The organism is Methylocaldum sp., from assembly GCF_035627495.1.
Lineage (GTDB): Bacteria > Pseudomonadota > Gammaproteobacteria > Methylococcales > Methylococcaceae > Methylocaldum.
This window is the reverse complement of the sequence record NZ_DASPLO010000146.1, coordinates 15,062-29,569: the sequence shown is the minus strand read 5'-3', so window position 1 is coordinate 29,569 and position 14,508 is coordinate 15,062. Positions and strand designations below refer to the sequence as shown.

14 protein-coding genes, 2 pseudogenes, 1 CRISPR repeat array and 1 riboswitch are annotated in these 14,508 nt (G+C 55.8%); of the genes and pseudogenes, 6 read left to right on the top strand and 10 right to left on the bottom strand.

What is annotated here, in order from left to right; translation table 11 throughout:
* From VEB01_RS12000 to cas2, 4 genes and pseudogenes are all read left to right on the top strand, one after another.
* Window positions 1–130 (top strand): annotated as a pseudogene (locus VEB01_RS12000) (IS630-like element ISCARN102 family transposase); the annotation flags it as partial.
* A 107-nt stretch (window positions 131–237) separates the two neighbouring features.
* Window positions 238–873: a CRISPR-associated protein Cas4 gene (gene cas4 / locus VEB01_RS11995; RefSeq protein ID WP_324875722.1), complete on the top strand. Its 636-nt coding sequence runs from the start codon at window positions 238–240 to the stop codon at window positions 871–873.
* Entirely contained in the window at window positions 870–1,904 is a 1,035-nt protein-coding gene (gene cas1c / locus VEB01_RS11990; RefSeq protein WP_324875720.1) for a type I-C CRISPR-associated endonuclease Cas1c, read from the top strand. The genes cas4 and cas1c overlap by 4 nt, the downstream gene beginning before the upstream one ends.
* Window positions 1,905–1,911: 7 nt before the next feature.
* On the top strand, window positions 1,912–2,202 hold the full coding sequence (gene cas2 / locus VEB01_RS11985; protein WP_324875718.1) for a CRISPR-associated endonuclease Cas2: 291 nt from the start codon (window positions 1,912–1,914) through the stop codon (window positions 2,200–2,202).
* A gap of 190 nt (window positions 2,203–2,392) precedes the next feature.
* Window positions 2,393–2,790: direct repeats of the CRISPR family, unit length 37 nt; unit sequence GTATCTCCCGGCTAAATAGCCGGGAGTGGATTGAAAC.
* 71 nt (window positions 2,791–2,861) lie between these two features.
* Here the strand turns inward: cas2 and VEB01_RS23120 are convergent.
* Together VEB01_RS23120 and VEB01_RS11975 are read right to left on the bottom strand one after the other, a co-directional pair.
* Window positions 2,862–3,962, bottom strand: a pseudogene (locus VEB01_RS23120) (NnrS family protein); the annotation flags it as partial.
* A gap of 23 nt (window positions 3,963–3,985) precedes the next feature.
* Window positions 3,986–4,348 (bottom strand): DUF488 domain-containing protein, encoded by a 363-nt coding sequence (locus VEB01_RS11975; protein WP_324875714.1) that lies wholly within the window; start codon window positions 4,346–4,348, stop codon window positions 3,986–3,988.
* A 121-nt stretch (window positions 4,349–4,469) separates the two neighbouring features.
* A riboswitch (cobalamin riboswitch) is annotated at window positions 4,470–4,679 on the top strand.
* 129 nt (window positions 4,680–4,808) lie between these two features.
* On the opposite strand from VEB01_RS11975, the gene VEB01_RS11970 reads away from it, so the two are divergent.
* Complete coding sequence (locus tag VEB01_RS11970) at window positions 4,809–6,749, top strand: TonB-dependent receptor plug domain-containing protein (RefSeq protein ID WP_324875712.1); 1,941 nt, start codon at window positions 4,809–4,811, stop codon at window positions 6,747–6,749.
* A 63-nt stretch (window positions 6,750–6,812) separates the two neighbouring features.
* On the opposite strand, the gene VEB01_RS11965 is transcribed toward VEB01_RS11970, so the two are convergent.
* Window positions 6,813–7,385: a hypothetical protein gene (locus tag VEB01_RS11965; protein ID WP_324875710.1), complete on the bottom strand. Its 573-nt coding sequence runs from the start codon at window positions 7,383–7,385 to the stop codon at window positions 6,813–6,815.
* A gap of 223 nt (window positions 7,386–7,608) precedes the next feature.
* On the opposite strand from VEB01_RS11965, the gene VEB01_RS11960 reads away from it, so the two are divergent.
* Entirely contained in the window at window positions 7,609–7,938 is a 330-nt protein-coding gene (locus VEB01_RS11960) for a DUF1820 family protein (RefSeq protein ID WP_324875708.1), read from the top strand.
* Window positions 7,939–7,964: 26 nt separating this feature from the next.
* Here VEB01_RS11960 and VEB01_RS11955 read toward each other — a convergent pair whose 3' ends face one another.
* The 7 genes from VEB01_RS11955 to hisD form a co-directional block, all read right to left on the bottom strand.
* Complete coding sequence (locus tag VEB01_RS11955; RefSeq protein ID WP_324875707.1) at window positions 7,965–8,357, bottom strand: ClpXP protease specificity-enhancing factor; 393 nt, start codon at window positions 8,355–8,357, stop codon at window positions 7,965–7,967.
* Window positions 8,357–8,974, bottom strand: a complete 618-nt coding sequence (locus VEB01_RS11950; protein WP_324875705.1) for a glutathione S-transferase N-terminal domain-containing protein — start codon at window positions 8,972–8,974, stop codon at window positions 8,357–8,359. Before VEB01_RS11950 ends, VEB01_RS11955 begins: the two co-directional genes overlap by 1 nt.
* Before the next feature lie 188 nt (window positions 8,975–9,162).
* The gene (locus VEB01_RS11945; RefSeq protein ID WP_324875704.1) at window positions 9,163–9,885 is read right to left on the bottom strand and encodes a cytochrome c1; all 723 of its coding nucleotides are present in this window, start codon (window positions 9,883–9,885) and stop codon (window positions 9,163–9,165) included.
* A gap of 2 nt (window positions 9,886–9,887) precedes the next feature.
* Window positions 9,888–11,321, bottom strand: a complete 1,434-nt coding sequence (locus VEB01_RS11940; RefSeq protein WP_324875702.1) for a cytochrome b — start codon at window positions 11,319–11,321, stop codon at window positions 9,888–9,890.
* A gap of 5 nt (window positions 11,322–11,326) precedes the next feature.
* The gene (petA, locus tag VEB01_RS11935) at window positions 11,327–11,920 is read right to left on the bottom strand and encodes a ubiquinol-cytochrome c reductase iron-sulfur subunit (RefSeq protein WP_324875700.1); all 594 of its coding nucleotides are present in this window, start codon (window positions 11,918–11,920) and stop codon (window positions 11,327–11,329) included.
* A 182-nt stretch (window positions 11,921–12,102) separates the two neighbouring features.
* The gene (gene hisC / locus VEB01_RS11930) at window positions 12,103–13,194 is read right to left on the bottom strand and encodes a histidinol-phosphate transaminase (protein WP_324875698.1); all 1,092 of its coding nucleotides are present in this window, start codon (window positions 13,192–13,194) and stop codon (window positions 12,103–12,105) included.
* Window positions 13,191–14,504 (bottom strand): histidinol dehydrogenase, encoded by a 1,314-nt coding sequence (hisD, locus tag VEB01_RS11925; RefSeq protein ID WP_324875696.1) that lies wholly within the window; start codon window positions 14,502–14,504, stop codon window positions 13,191–13,193. Before hisD ends, hisC begins: the two co-directional genes overlap by 4 nt.
* Window positions 14,505–14,508 lie beyond the last annotated feature (4 nt).

Sequence of the window (14,508 nt, the reverse complement as noted above, 5' to 3'; positions counted from 1 at the left end):
GCACCTGACGCGCGAAGTCGCTGCCTGGGAAACCCGCCGGAATACCGTCCGCGCCAAAATCGATTGGCGTTTCACCACCGACAATGCGCGCATAAAGCTCAAGCATCTTTACCCTTCAATTCAACCTTGATGAAGCACTAGAGATTGTAGGGTGGGTTAGCGAAGCGTAACCCACCGATTCAAGGTCTTGGCGGGTTACGGCCTATCGGCCTAACCCACCCTACTAAAAAAACATCCATGTCCGAACCCGATGAATTGATCTCCATTTCCGCCCTCCAGCACTACAGCTATTGCCTGCGTCAATGCGCGCTGATCCATCAGGAGCAGACGTTCACGGAGAACGTTTTCACTGTGCGCGGACGGTTTGTCCACGAGCGGGTGGACGAGCCGGAGACACGGATCGAGGGGGATCGGGAAATACAAACGTCCGTTCCGTTGGTCAGCGAACGCTTGGGGCTGGTCGGCAAGTCGGACGTGGTCGAGGTGCTTTCTGATGGCTCGCTATGCCCGGTGGAATACAAACATGGCCCGCGCCGCAATCGGGAACACGATGATATACAGGTGGCGGCGCAGGCCATTTGTCTGGAAGAAATGACCGGCAAGCGGATTGCCGAGGGTGCCATCTATCACCACACCTCGCGGCGTCGACGGATCGTTCCCATCACGCCGGAGCTTCGCGCAAAGGTCGAGGAAATCGCGCGAGCCGTTCGCGCCTTGCTCCAGTCCGGCGAGATGCCTCCACCGGTCGACGATCCGACGCAGTGCCGCGGCTGTTCTCTGAAAGAGGCGTGCCAGCCCGAATTGGTGAAATCCGGGAAGCGAATCCGGCAACTCACGGAGACACTTTTCAAGCCTGAAGAGGATGCAGTATGACCGTTCTTCTAAACACTCTTTACATCACCACGCCGGATGCGTACTTGCGCCTTGAAGGCGACACCGTGTGCGTGATGCTTGAGGAGGAAAAGCGACTTCAGGTGCCGCTGCATCATTTGGGTGCCTTTGTGCTGTTCGACCATGTGATGCTGAGTCCGGCGCTGCTGGGGCGCTGTGCCGAGGACGGCCGCTCCATCGTTTGGCTGGATCGATCCGGACGCTTCAAGGCGCGGCTCGAAGGCCCGGTGAACGGCAACGTGTTGCTGCGCCAAGCCCAATATCGAGTGGCCGACGACAAATCGCAAACGCTCGCGATCGCCCGCGCCACCGTCGCCGGCAAGCTGCGCAACAGCCGCCAGGTGCTTATGCGAGGCGCACGGGAAACCGACAGCCCGGCGGAACGGGACGCGCTGGTTCAAGCGGCGCGCCTCATCGCCAATCAGATCCGCAAGATCCCGCAGGCGGAAAATCTGGACACGTTGCGGGGACTCGAAGGCGATTCCGCTCGTATTTACTTCGATGCCCTGCCCTATCTGATGAAGCCGTCGGCCCGCGAAGCCTTCCCTTTCTCCACCCGAAACCGCCGTCCGCCGAGGGACCGATTCAATGCACTGATCTCGTTTCTTTATGCTCTTAAATTGGCCGATTGCCGATCAGCGCTGGAAACGGTCGGGCTCGATCCGCAACTGGGTTTCCTGCACGCGGTTCGACCCGGTCGCCCGGCATTGGCACTCGATCTATTGGAGGAATTCCGGGCACCCTTGTGCGACCGGCTCGCCCTGACCTTGATCAATCGCGGCCAAATCCAAGCCAAGGATTTCGATGAGCGGGAAGGCGGCGCGGTGCTGCTCAACGACAGCGGGCGGAAGACCGTGATTGCCGCGTATCAGACCCGAAAACAGGAAACGCTGAAGCATCCGGTACTGGAAGCGGAGGTGTCCATCGGCCTGTTGGCGCAGTTGCAGGCGCGGCTTCTGGCCCGCTACCTGCGCGGCGATATTCCGAGCTACGTCCCCTTCCTGAACCGCTGAGGTAAACATGCTGATTCTGGTCAGTTACGATGTCTCGACCGAAACCTCGGAAGGCCGCAGAAGACTCCGGCGGGTCGCCAAAATCTGTCTCAACTACGGCCAGCGCGTGCAAAAATCGGTGTTCGAATGCAAGGTCGAGCTGATGCAACTGGAGACGCTGAAAAGCGACCTGCTCGACATCATCAATGAAGAGGAAGACAGCTTGCGGCTTTACCGCATCATCGAACCGCTGGAGAAAAATGTCATGGAATTCGGCAAGTTCAAGGCAGTCGACTTTGCGGATACCTTGATCGTATGAGTACCCTGCCGATGCGCGAACCTGAAGCAATGGCAAAAAGCCGAGATGTTCGCGCAGACCGTAACATTCTGTTCTGGTTGGCTTTTATTACCAAGAACTCTCCGTCCCGCCCGACTTTGACGCTCCCATTCCTCCCACTCGCGCTTTCCCACCGTTTTTTCCTGATTTATTCTTGCTTTGCCGAAAGGCAGTATCTCCCGGCTAAATAGCCGGGAGTGGATTGAAACCGATACTGCTGGGTCAAGCTCAGTTTATGGCGTTGTATCTCCCGGCTAAATAGCCGGGAGTGGATTGAAACTTGTGTTGGTTGATTGGTTGCGATTGGCGGAGTTGTATCTCCCGGCTAAATAGCCGGGAGTGGATTGAAACCGTTGCAAATGGGATACACGGACTTAATTTTGTCGTTTGTATCTCCCGGCTAAATAGCCGGGAGTGGATTGAAACCAGTGACCGACACGGGCCAGGATCACCGGCGCGCGTATCTCCCGGCTAAATAGCCGGGAGTGGATTGAAACAGGATAAGTCCATGGAAGGCGATCTAGCGTGCAGGGGTATCTCCCGGCTAAATAGCCGGGAGTGGATTGAAACTAAGACGTGAGGCGCGGCGCCAGCAAAATGGGGAGGTACCGCACCAGAAACAGCAGATAGACCGTAAACCAAAGGCCGATGGAAATCCACATGAGCAGGTCGCCGGGTTGCGCGAAAAGGCGGAAAAGAGTTCCGAGCGTTATTATTCCGAAAGCGACAGTCATCGAAGGAAAGGCTCGTAATGGCCGCCCGGTATGGCCCAGCGCCACACGGGCCGCGACGCCCAGGATTAGCGTGCCGATGGCCCCGTAGCCCAGTGCATGCAGGCCGCTGTCCCAGAGTCCCGGATGATCGAGCAGCATGCTCGATCCGAGCAAGGCCAGACCGACGGGTATCCAGGCATAGCCGACATGCAAGACCCATAGCAGCGGTTCCGGACGAGCCAGCCAGCCGCGCCACCGGGCCAAGCGGACAAATTGGAGTGCGGAAGCTGCGATGCCGAGTACGCCCGTCCCCACCGAACGGGGCGAAAAGATGAAGCCCAGGGCAAACAGCATGCTGACCGCGACGGCCATGCCATCGAAACGGTCGAAAGGCGGCAAACTCACGGCAAGCTTAGGGCGGTTCAGGCGCAGCCAGTTCTGAGTGAAGCTGGGGATGATCCGGCCGCCGATCAATAGGATCATGCCTATCACCAGACATAATCCGATGCGAACCGCCGTTTCCTGCCCCGCCACATTGCCGGGCGCCGAGAAGAAGAAGTAAACCTCAGTCGCGAGAAACGCAGACAGCAAGCCCAGCACCTTGTAGTTGCGGGTGTTTCGGACCACGATCACCTCGCGGGAAACGAGCGCCAGCACTCCGCCCCAAAAGAGGAGGCTGGCAATGCCCCATAACCCGCTACCGAAAAGGGCTGGAAAGAAAGCCCCTATTCGGGCGGCGACCCAGGTCGCGCACAGGATCATCAGCAGCGGTCCCGAGACGGGCGGACGGCCGGTCCACGTGGCGACAGCCGTCAACAAAAATCCCGTAATCGCGGCCCCGGCAAACCCGAAGATCATTTCATGCCCATGCCGGACAGCGGCGGGCAACGCATCCGGCCAATTCAGAGCTCCGCTGAGATGAAGACCCCAGGCTGGAATGGCCAGAACCGCATGGACGCCAACCAGCAAGAAGAAAGGGCGGAAGGCATAGCTGAACAAAACGCGGGGATCGAAATGGATCGGGTCCATAGGTAGCTCCAAGTATGCAGAGCCTAATCCATAGGCGGGGGTGGCCGATTCAACAGATACTCCGCCAAGGCTACCGCACTATTGTGCTTCGTGTCGCGCGCACTGTAGAGCAAGGTGATCCTCCCGCGGGCGGCGGCGTCCAGAAGCGGTTGGAGCACCTCGGGCTTCCCATCCAGTTCGGCAAAGTAGCGATGCCTGAACTCGTCCCATTTCAACGGATCGTGACCGAACCAGCGCCGCAGGTCACCGCTCGGTGCCGCTTCTTTGATCCAGGCCGTCATAGCCAGCGTAGGCTTAGAGATGCCCCTCGGCCACAGCCGCTCGACCAGGAAGCGTTCACCATCGTTAGGAGCCGGCGCTTCGTAAACACGTTTCACACTCACCATGAAGACCTCGCATTCGTATGACTGCTGGATATCGCAGTCAGCCAACCGCTTAAATGATTGGATAAGCCCCACGTGACAGCTATCCGCTCAAAACGTTACGGAAATTGAATCCCGTCTGATAAACTTCCGCGGCCATCCAGGTGCCCGAGGGCGATGTTCTTCGGGTTAAACGGGAAGCCGGTGCGGACTACTCCAACGCCGGCGCTGCCCCCGCAACGGTAAATCAGTTAAGGCGAGCCATCATGCCACTGTGCTCATGCATGGGAAGGCGACTCGCCGGGCCTCAAGGCCGCTGATAAGCCCGGATACCGGCCTGGTACAGCTCGAACGTCCGTTGCGGAGGGCAAGGGTCGGCTAGACGGTTGAAACCGCCGGTTTCTTGCCGCTTTGTCGCTCTCCCCTCTGCAACATCCTGTTAATGCCATGCGGGTCGGCATGGCCAAGGTTTGTAGAGATCATAATGCATCATCAGGCTCTAAGCTTTTCATTCGCCGCGCTCGCGGCAACCGCTCCGTTCGCCTTCGCAAAAGATGAGGTCGTCAAACGCTTCGATACTACAGTCGTTACGGCAACCCTAACCGAAACGCCGCTTCGCCAAGTAGGGAGCTCTATTACGGTAATCACGGCGCAGGATATCGCTAATCGCCGACTCAATACGGTCGCCGATATTCTGCGCGGTCAACCGGGTTTGGACGTGGTCCGAAACGGCGGGCTTGGCCAAACGACCTCGGTTTTCCTGCGCGGCGCCAATTCCAACCACACCCTCGTGCTGATCGACGGCGTCGAGACAAACGATCCCAGCAATCCGGGAGGCCTCTTCGATTTCGCTCATCTGCAAGCCGACGAAATCGAACGCATCGAAATACTGCGCGGCGGCGAAAGCTCCATCTACGGCTCGGACGCCATCGGCGGAGTCATAAACATCATTACCAAAAAAGGTGCTGGAGCTCTCAAGCTTCAGGGTTCCGGCGAAGGCGGCAGCTACGATACGTTTCGTCTGCAGGGCGGCGTCTCCGGCGGGACCGATCGATTGAATTACAACCTCAGCGCGAGCCGGCTCGAAACCGACGGTTTTTCCGCCGCCGATAAGGAGATGGGAAATTTCGAACGGGATGGCTATAAGAACACCACCGTGACCGGCCGGGTACACGCCGACGCCACGGACAACTTGGATTTCGATTGGAATTTGCGGTTCAACAAAGGCACTGCGGACCTCGACAATTGCGGTGGATTCAGCGAATTCGGCACGCTCTGCGACGATCCCAACAGCCGCAGCAACACCGAACAGCTTTTCACGCGGGGACAGGGGCGACTACGTCTATTCGACAATTTGTGGGAGCAAAAACTGGGAATCGCCTACAGCCTGACCGATCGCAGGAATATCAATAAAGTCGATGCAACCCATCCAACGGAATGGGAAACGGCGAGTTTTACCGGCGAAAAGATTAAGGTCGATTGGCAAAACAACCTCTACCTTCACGAGACCAACACGCTCACCTTGGGCATCCAGAACGAGGAAGATCGAATACACGCCGACGATGAAGGCAATTCGTTGTTCGGGCCCTTTAGCTCCGTCATTCAGGCGAAAACCGCCAACACCACGGGTTATTACGGCCAGGATCAAATCAACCTTTTCAACCGGTCGTTCACCACGCTGGGCGTAAGGTTCGACGACCATAACCGATTCGGCGGCGAGGTCACGTGGCGCGCGACGCAAGCGTTCGTCATCGAGGAGATCGGCACTCGAATCAAGGGCAGTTACGGAACCGGGTTCAAGGCGCCGACCCTGTATCAGCTATTTGCGCCCCCTACCAGCTTCGGCCCGCTCGGCAATTCTCGATTACAGCCCGAAAAAAGCCGGAATTGGGATGTCGGTATCGAACAGGGCATCTGGGACGGAAAGCTCTCGTTAGGGGCGACCTATTTCAATAACGACTTCTTGAACCTGATCGATTTCGATTTCGGCACGGGCTTTAACAATATCAACAAAGCGGAATCGGAAGGCGTCGAAACGTTTCTGGAATTCAAGCCGACGGACGATCTGACCTTACGGGGAAATTACACCTATACCCGCACGCAGGATCACGGGACAAAGCTGGCGCTTTTGCGCAGGCCGAGGCACAAGGGCAGTTTCGACGCCAATTACCGTATCAGCGGCAATACCAATGTGAACCTTAACGTGTTGCTGGTGGGAGAGCGGGACGATATGAATTTCGATGCGTTCGAACGGGTAACCATGCAAGGCTATGCCCTGGTCAACCTGGCAGGCACATACGACGTTACCGATGACATTCAGCTTTTCGCGCGCATCGACAATGTTTTCGATAAGAAATACCAGGAGACATTCGGGTTCGGGACGATGGGCGTGGCCGGATTCGGCGGCGTGAAGATGAGCTATTGAAACGGGAGCCTCACCGGGGGGACGGTTCATAAACCCCCCGGTGGCGAGTGATATCGGCAGACCTTACCTGAATTCCAGCTTTCGGATATCGCGAGCCTGCGAGAAGATACGAATTCCCAACGGAATGCTTACATAAACGAGAGTGGAAAGCATATAGAGCGGGTAGTACTCGAAGACTACACTTTTGGTGTAATCAAACCAGCTCAAATCCGAAAAACGGTCGGAGAATAGATAAAAACTGCCATTGGAAATGACGAAAGCCAGACTAGTGGAAACGATCAGGAGAAACACGGCTCCAAGAGCCGCATTCTTTTCGAAAAAGCCGGGACGTTGGACTTGCCGTCCCGCCATCCACAGGACGGCGTAGGTTGGAATCAGAAAGACATAAGCCGGTGAGATGCAATAGTCGCTGACTCCCGCATAGGCTATCGCGGCATAATCGATCGCACATGCCTCTGCCAGCAACAGCCCAAAGGGGGCCAGACCACCTAAATAAAGCCCTCCCATGAAGAATACCGCCAACGATGCATCCGGCAGCGAAAATGGAGAGCCGAAATGATGGAATCTCGTTGCCGCCATCAAGACCGCAAGCGCAATAATGATTAATCGGGTTTTTCCTCTACCGTATGCGTACATGGGCATTTCTCCTCAGGAAGTTATTTTATCCGGCACAATTATTTACCATTCGGAACACGCCCACAAAAACTTTGGCGCCCGCACACAATGGTACCGTAATTCCGTGCCCCTTCAGTGCGGCTACTGTATCTTCGGGCAAACTAAAGCCTTCTAATTTTGCCTTATAATTGCGGAGTATCCCGTCCGCTCCGAATCACACCCCCATTGCTCGGTTGAAATCATCATGTCGGATAATCTGATTTACAAAGTCGTCTTCATCAATCAGAACCAAGTCTACGAAATGTACGCCAAGCGGGTTTTTCAAGGCGAGATGTTCGGATTCGTAGTGATTGAGGATTTCATTTTCGGCGAGACCACATCCTTGGTGGTGGATCCTTACGAAGAGAAGCTCAAGACGGAATTTGCCAACGTGCGGCGTTCATTCATTCCGATGCATGAAATCGTTCGTATCGATCAGGTTGAACGACGAGGGACCGCCAAGATCATTCCCCTCGACCGGGAAGCGGGCCAATCGCCCAAAGTCGCGAAATTTTACGTACCGGACAAGCCGTAGCGGCAGTCGGCAACGGATCCTTCGAGCTACTTGACGACCTTGAGCACCGGCTTTTTCTTGGCAGAAGACGGCTGAGGTGCGGAATCGGCAGGCGGAGGCGTATCGTCGTCCCCCTCCTCATCGAAAATCATTCCCTTTCCGTTTTCCTGCGCATATATGGCCAACACCGCGCGCACAGGGACGGATATTTGCATCGGAGTCCCACCGAAACGGGCGCTGAACTCGACCGTCTGATTGCCCAACGACAAGCCATGCACGGCTTGAGGACGCAAATTCAGCACGATCTTTCCATCCTGAACATACTGTCTGGGCACGACGACTCCCTCCGCTTCGGCATCAACGAGCAAATAGGGAGTGAATTTGTTGTCGACGATCCAGTCGTATATCGCCCGTATCAAATACGGCTTGAGCGAAGTCATCAGGCAGTTAGCGGCTCAACAAAGGAAGTTAAGTCCCGCTCCTGTTCGCTTAAACTGGCTTGAAACGCATCCCGGTCAAACAAGCGTTGAGCATAGACTTTAATCGCTTCCGCCTGTTTCGACAGATCGATGCCCAAGGCAGGCAAGCGCCACAGTAGCGGGGCCAATGTGCAATCTACCAAAGAAAATTCGTCGCTGAGAAAATAAGGCTTGGTGGCGAACGCCGGAGCCGCGGCGATAAGGCTTTCCCGTAATAGCTTCCTAGCCTTGACGTTCTTTTTATCCGCCGATCTTTCGATTTCGTCCAGCAATTGATACCAATCCTGATCAATACGATGAACCAGCATGCGGGCTCGCGCTCTCGATACGGGATCCATGGGGTGCAACGGCGGATGAGGGAAGCGTTCGTCCAAGTATTCCATGATTATCCGAGAATCGTATAACACCAGATCCCGGTCCACCATTGTCGGCGTGTTTCCGTGAGGATTTAGAGCAATCAAGTCTTCCGGCGGCTGATTGACATCAATATATTCTATATCCGCCGCAATTCCTTTTTCGAACAGAACGATCCGTGCTCTATGACTATAGGCGCAGGTGGGGGAACAAAAAAGGGTCATTACCGATTTGCGACTGGCAGTGGTTGCCACGCTGAACACCTCACGAAAGAGTAAAAGGTTCCGGTTGGAGAAAAACTAGAGGTTTACGCGCCGTCCTCCACCGGGTAAAGAGTTGTTCGTCGGGGAGCGGCAACGAATACCGTGTCATTGGCTTCCAACCGGCCGGCCGCTCATTCTACCATTAAACCTTAATGGATCTTCTTCCAATACTCTTTCTTCAATCGGTACATAATGACCGCCAGCACCACTAGGAAAAAGATGACGTATTTCCCGAGCGGAAGGCGCTGAAGTTTGGAGGGCTCGGACACATACGCGAGGAAATTGACCATGTCAGTCAAGACTTGATCGAACTCCTTCGGCGACATCTGGCCTTTCTTTACCAGCCGGACGTCAACCACCGTATCCGTGCCATCGATCTTTTTGATCACGGGCTCCTGAAGTCCCTGAAGCGCCCATAAAACATTGGGCATGGCTACGTCCGGAGAAACCAGGTTATTTGTGCCCAACGGCCGCTTGGGATCCACATAAAAGCCTTTAAGATAGCTATAAACCCAATCCGCGCCTCTCGCCCGTATGACGAGAGAAAGATCCGGCGGCGCCACGCCAAAGGCGCTTTCCCCATCCGCCTTGCTCATTGCGGTCTCGAGATAGTCGTGAACCTTGACCTTGCCGAACATGAACTCACGCCGCATGGTGTCCTCGCTGAGCTCGAAGTCTTTCGCAATCCGCGAGTAGCGTATCTGCTTAATGGAATGACAACCCATGCAGTAATTGGCAAAGAAACCAGCCCCTCTTCGCACCGAATCGGAATCGAAAACATCCACATCCGCGTCTTCGAGGGGTTTTACGGGATCCACCGCAGAAGCGGCAAAAGAAAATAACAATAGTGCTATGCCGAACGCCGTTTTCATTCTTATTTGCTTCCGTAGGTTTTCAGCCGTCCGATAGCCGCCAATAACCGCGCTTTCATATTCTGATAATACGGACTGGCTTCAACTGCCTCTAACCGCGCTTTCATGTTCTGAGAGAACGCACTAGAGAACGCACTGGTCAGGATTGCCTCCAAACCGCGCTCGATGAGTCGCCAATGCCAGCCCTCGCGCTTACTTAACGGAATGACGGGCTCGGTAAGCCGTTCGGGGATCGGCTTCGTTTTTTCCAGCTTCGGGTAAAACGGCATCAAAAGCAGGAATGCGAAATAAATTATCGTGAATAGCCGCGCCAAAGCCGTTGCGCTCGGTGTGACGGGTTTCGTTCCAAGGATGCCAAGCCCGATGAAAGCCACCACGAACAAGCCCAGAGCGGCTTTGAAAATTCTCCCACGGTAGCGGATCGACTTCACCGGCGAGCGGTCCAACCACGGCAGCAAGAACAGCAACGCAATCGCCGCCCCCATCGCCAGAACTCCGCTCAGCTTGTTCGGAATCGCACGCAAAATCGAATAAAACGGCGTGAAGTACCATACCGGCTGAATATGCTCGGGAGTTACAGCCGGATCTGCCGGTTCGAAGTTCTGATGTTCCAGGAAGTACCCGCCCATCTCCGGCATGTAGAAGATGATGAGCGAAAAGACAATGAGAAAGACTGCGGCAGCGTACAGATCCTTTATAGTGTAATAAGGGTGGAATGGTATGCCATCAACCGGAATGCCGTTTTCGTCCTTCTGCTTCTTGATCTCGATACCGTCTGGACTGCTGGAGCCCGTGGTACGCAATGCGGACAAGTGGAGTACCACCAGCATCAGGATGGCCAGCGGAATCCCGATTACATGGAGCGCGAAAAACCGGGTCAAAGTCGCGTCAGCAACAACATAGTCACCCCGGACCCACACCGCGAGATCTTCGCCGATGACCGGAATCGCACCGAATAGCGAGATGATGACTTGCGCTCCCCAATAGGACATCTGCCCCCAAGGCAACAGATAGCCCATGAATGCTTCCGCCATGAGCAGCAAAAAGAGAGCCATGCCGAACAGCCAGATCAGCTCACGGGGCTTCTTGAAAGACCCGTAGAAGATCGCCCGAAACATGTGGATGTAGATGACGATAAAAAACATCGACGCGCCGGTCGAGTGCATGTACCGGAGCAGCCAGCCGTAATCCACATCACGCATGATGTATTCGACCGAATCGAACGCGAGTTCGGCCGAGGGCTTGTAGTGCATCGTCAGAAAAATCCCGGTCAGGATCTGATTGACGAGTACAAGCAGCGCCAGGGAGCCGAAGAAATAGAAGAAGTTGAAATTCTTCGGCACATAATATTTGGCAAACTGTTCGTTCCAGAACTTCGTTACCGGAAGCCGTTCGTCTAGCCAATTCAAAAGAGCTTTTGCTTTTTCCGAAGCCATCTCGCCTACTCCTCGCCGCTACTCACACCGACCACAATCCGCGTGTCGCTGATATAGCGATAAGGCGGAATTTCGAGATTGGTCGGCGCCGGAACCGCCTTATAGACGCGTCCAGCCAAATCAAAACGAGAGCCGTGGCAGGGGCAGAAAAATCCGCCCTTCCAGTCCGGCCCCAGATCCGCCGGTGCGATTTCGGGACGATAAACCGGAGAGCAGCCGAGATGGGTGCAGATGCCAACGGCAACAAAGATTTCCGGCTTAATGGATCGAAACTCATTGCGCATCGACTCCGGCTGTTGCGGTTGCTTCGACAGGGGATCACGCAATTGATCATCGAGCGTGGGCAGGATCGCCAAACTATTGGGGGTCCTGTGTAATATCCAAACCGGCTTGCCGCGCCACAAAACGCGGATCAACTGTCCCGGCTCGACTTTGCTGATATCGATTTCCACCGGAGCACCCAAGGCTTCGGCCTTGGCACTGGGTTTCATTGACGAGATAAACGGCATCGCCGCGGCGCCCGCGCCTATGGCGCCGACAACCACCGCCGCCTGGGTTAAAAAACGGCGCTTGTCGATATCCACGCCTTCACTAGTCATGCCAACATCTCCGACATACCCCTCTCTAATTGTTAGGTCTTATAGTCTTAAACTGTAATTGTTGTAATCTTGGAACTCGGTGGTTCTATGTCGTTGAATCGCCATAGTTAACAATGCGTTTCCTCGGGGGGAGGATTTTGTTTGAGAAAGGCTAAGAAAGCAATAGCATCGGAACGAGAGCCCTACGAAGCTAGAATTTTCGCGAGCACCGCGAGGAATTTGTCGTTTTCCTCCGGCATTCCGACGGTGACCCGCAAACACCCGGACAACTGACCGCCGGAAGGGTGCAGATTCTTGATCAAGACGCCCGAGGACTTAAGCCCCTGAAACACCTGATTGGCGTCGTGCCGCAAAAGCCTGAACAAGATGAAATTGGCGTCGCTCCGATAGACATGGACTCCCGTAAGCCGGCTAAGTTCTTCGTGCAAGTACTGTCGGTCCCGCAGGATAAGTTTTACCTGAGCCTCGAATACCTCGCGCTTTTCGATAGCGAATTCCGTGCTGATCTGGGTCAGTATATTGATATTGTAAGGTAGGCGGATCTTGTCAAATTCATCGATCCACGCCCTGGCACCGGCCAAGAGACCTAAGCGCAGCCCCGCCAAACCCAGCTTCGATAGCGTACGCATTACGAGAAGCCGCTCGAACTCCGCCAATCGCGGCATAAAGCTGCGCCCGGCGTAGGGCGTGTACGCTTCATCCAAAACCACCAGACCCGGAGCCGCTTGGAGTATTTCCGCGACATCCTCGGGATCAAACACGTTGCCGGTCGGGTTATTGGGATAGGCCAGAAAGATGACGGCGGGTCGATGTTTCTCGATAGCGGTACGCATCGCAACCATGTCCAGAGAAAAATCCGCCTCCCGCAAAGGCACCCCGACAAACTTAAGCCCCAGGCACGACGCGATCTGCCGGTACATGACGAAAGTCGGCTCGGGCGCTAAAACCGTCGCATCTCGTCCTTGCAGTGCCATGAGAATGATTTGAATGATTTCGTCGGAACCGTTCCCCATCAGGAGTTCGGCCCCCTCTGGCACTCCGTAAGCCTCGCGCAACTTGGCCCTAAGCCGGCTGCAAGCGGGATCGGGATAGCGATTCGGCTGAGCTTCGCGAAGCCGAGCCAACCATGCCTCGACCATGTCATCCGGCCACGAATAAGGATTTTCCATGGCATCCAACTTGACGTAACCCGAAGAATCCGGAACGTGATAGGCCGACAAGGCCAGTACTTCCGGTCTTAGCAAGGACCGGACTTTGCTCGCGAGATCGGTCATGATTGCTCTAGGATCCGATATTCGGCGGAGCGGGCGTGAGCCGTCAATCCTTCGCCGCGGGCAAGCACGGATGCGGTTCTAGCCAGATGATCTGCGCCTTGTTTCGAACAGAAAATAAGGCTCGAGCGCTTCTGAAAATCGTAAACGCCCAAAGGGGAGGAAAATCTGGCCGTCCCGGACGTGGGCAGCACATGGTTGGGTCCGGCGCAGTAGTCGCCCAAGGCTTCCGCCGTGTAGCGGCCCATGAAGATAGCGCCGGCATTGCGGATTTTGCCGACCAAGCTTTCGGGATCTCCCACGGAAAGCTCCAGATGCTCGGGCGCGATCCGGTTGGCCACAACCGCAGCTTCGTCCAAATCCTCAACGTGGATTAGAGCGCCGCGGCGGGACAGCGAGGTTCGAATCACCTCGGCCCGCTCCATCCCCGGCAGCAGACGGCGAATACTCGATTCCACCGCGTCCAGATGGGCGCGGTCAGGACTGATGAGTATCGCCTGGGCATCTTCGTCGTGCTCCGCCTGCGAGAACAGATCCATGGCGATCCAGTCCGGGTCGGTTCCTCCATCGCTGATGACGAGGATTTCCGACGGGCCCGCTACCATGTCGATACCCACTTGACCGAATACCAGCTTTTTGGCGGTGGCCACGTAAATGTTTCCGGGCCCCACGATCTTGTCGACCCGCGGCACCGTTTCGGTGCCGTAAGCCAGAGCCGCCACCGCCTGTGCGCCGCCGATCCGGAATACCCGGTCGACGCCGGAAAGATAAGCGGCCGCGAGAACCAGTTGATTCGTCTCACCCCTGGGAGTCGGGACGACCATGACGATCTCGGGCACACCGGCCACCTCCGCCGGGATGGCGTTCATCAACACCGACGACGGATAAGCCGCCTTTCCGCCGGGAACGTAGATGCCCACCTTGTCCAAAGGCGTCACCTGTTGTCCCAGCACCGTGCCGTCGCTTTCCGTATACTGCCAGGATTCCATCTTTTGGCGTTCGGCATACATCCGGATGCGCTCCGCGGCTTTCCGGAGCGCCTCGGCGGATTCGCCGGGCAAACTTTCCCAAGCCTTTTTCAGCTCGTCGCGCGACAGTTCGAGACCTGATGCCTTCAACGCGTCGAAATGATCGTAGAGACGGGTGAATTCGACCAACGCGGCATCGCCTTCTTTCCGTATGCGCGCAATGATTTCCATCACTCGCCCATGGATAGCCGCATCCTCGGCTTCATCCCATGCCAAAACCGCATCCAGGCGTTGTGCGAAATTCGGTGCCCCCGCTTCGAGACGGGTAATCGAGATATTCGACATAGTG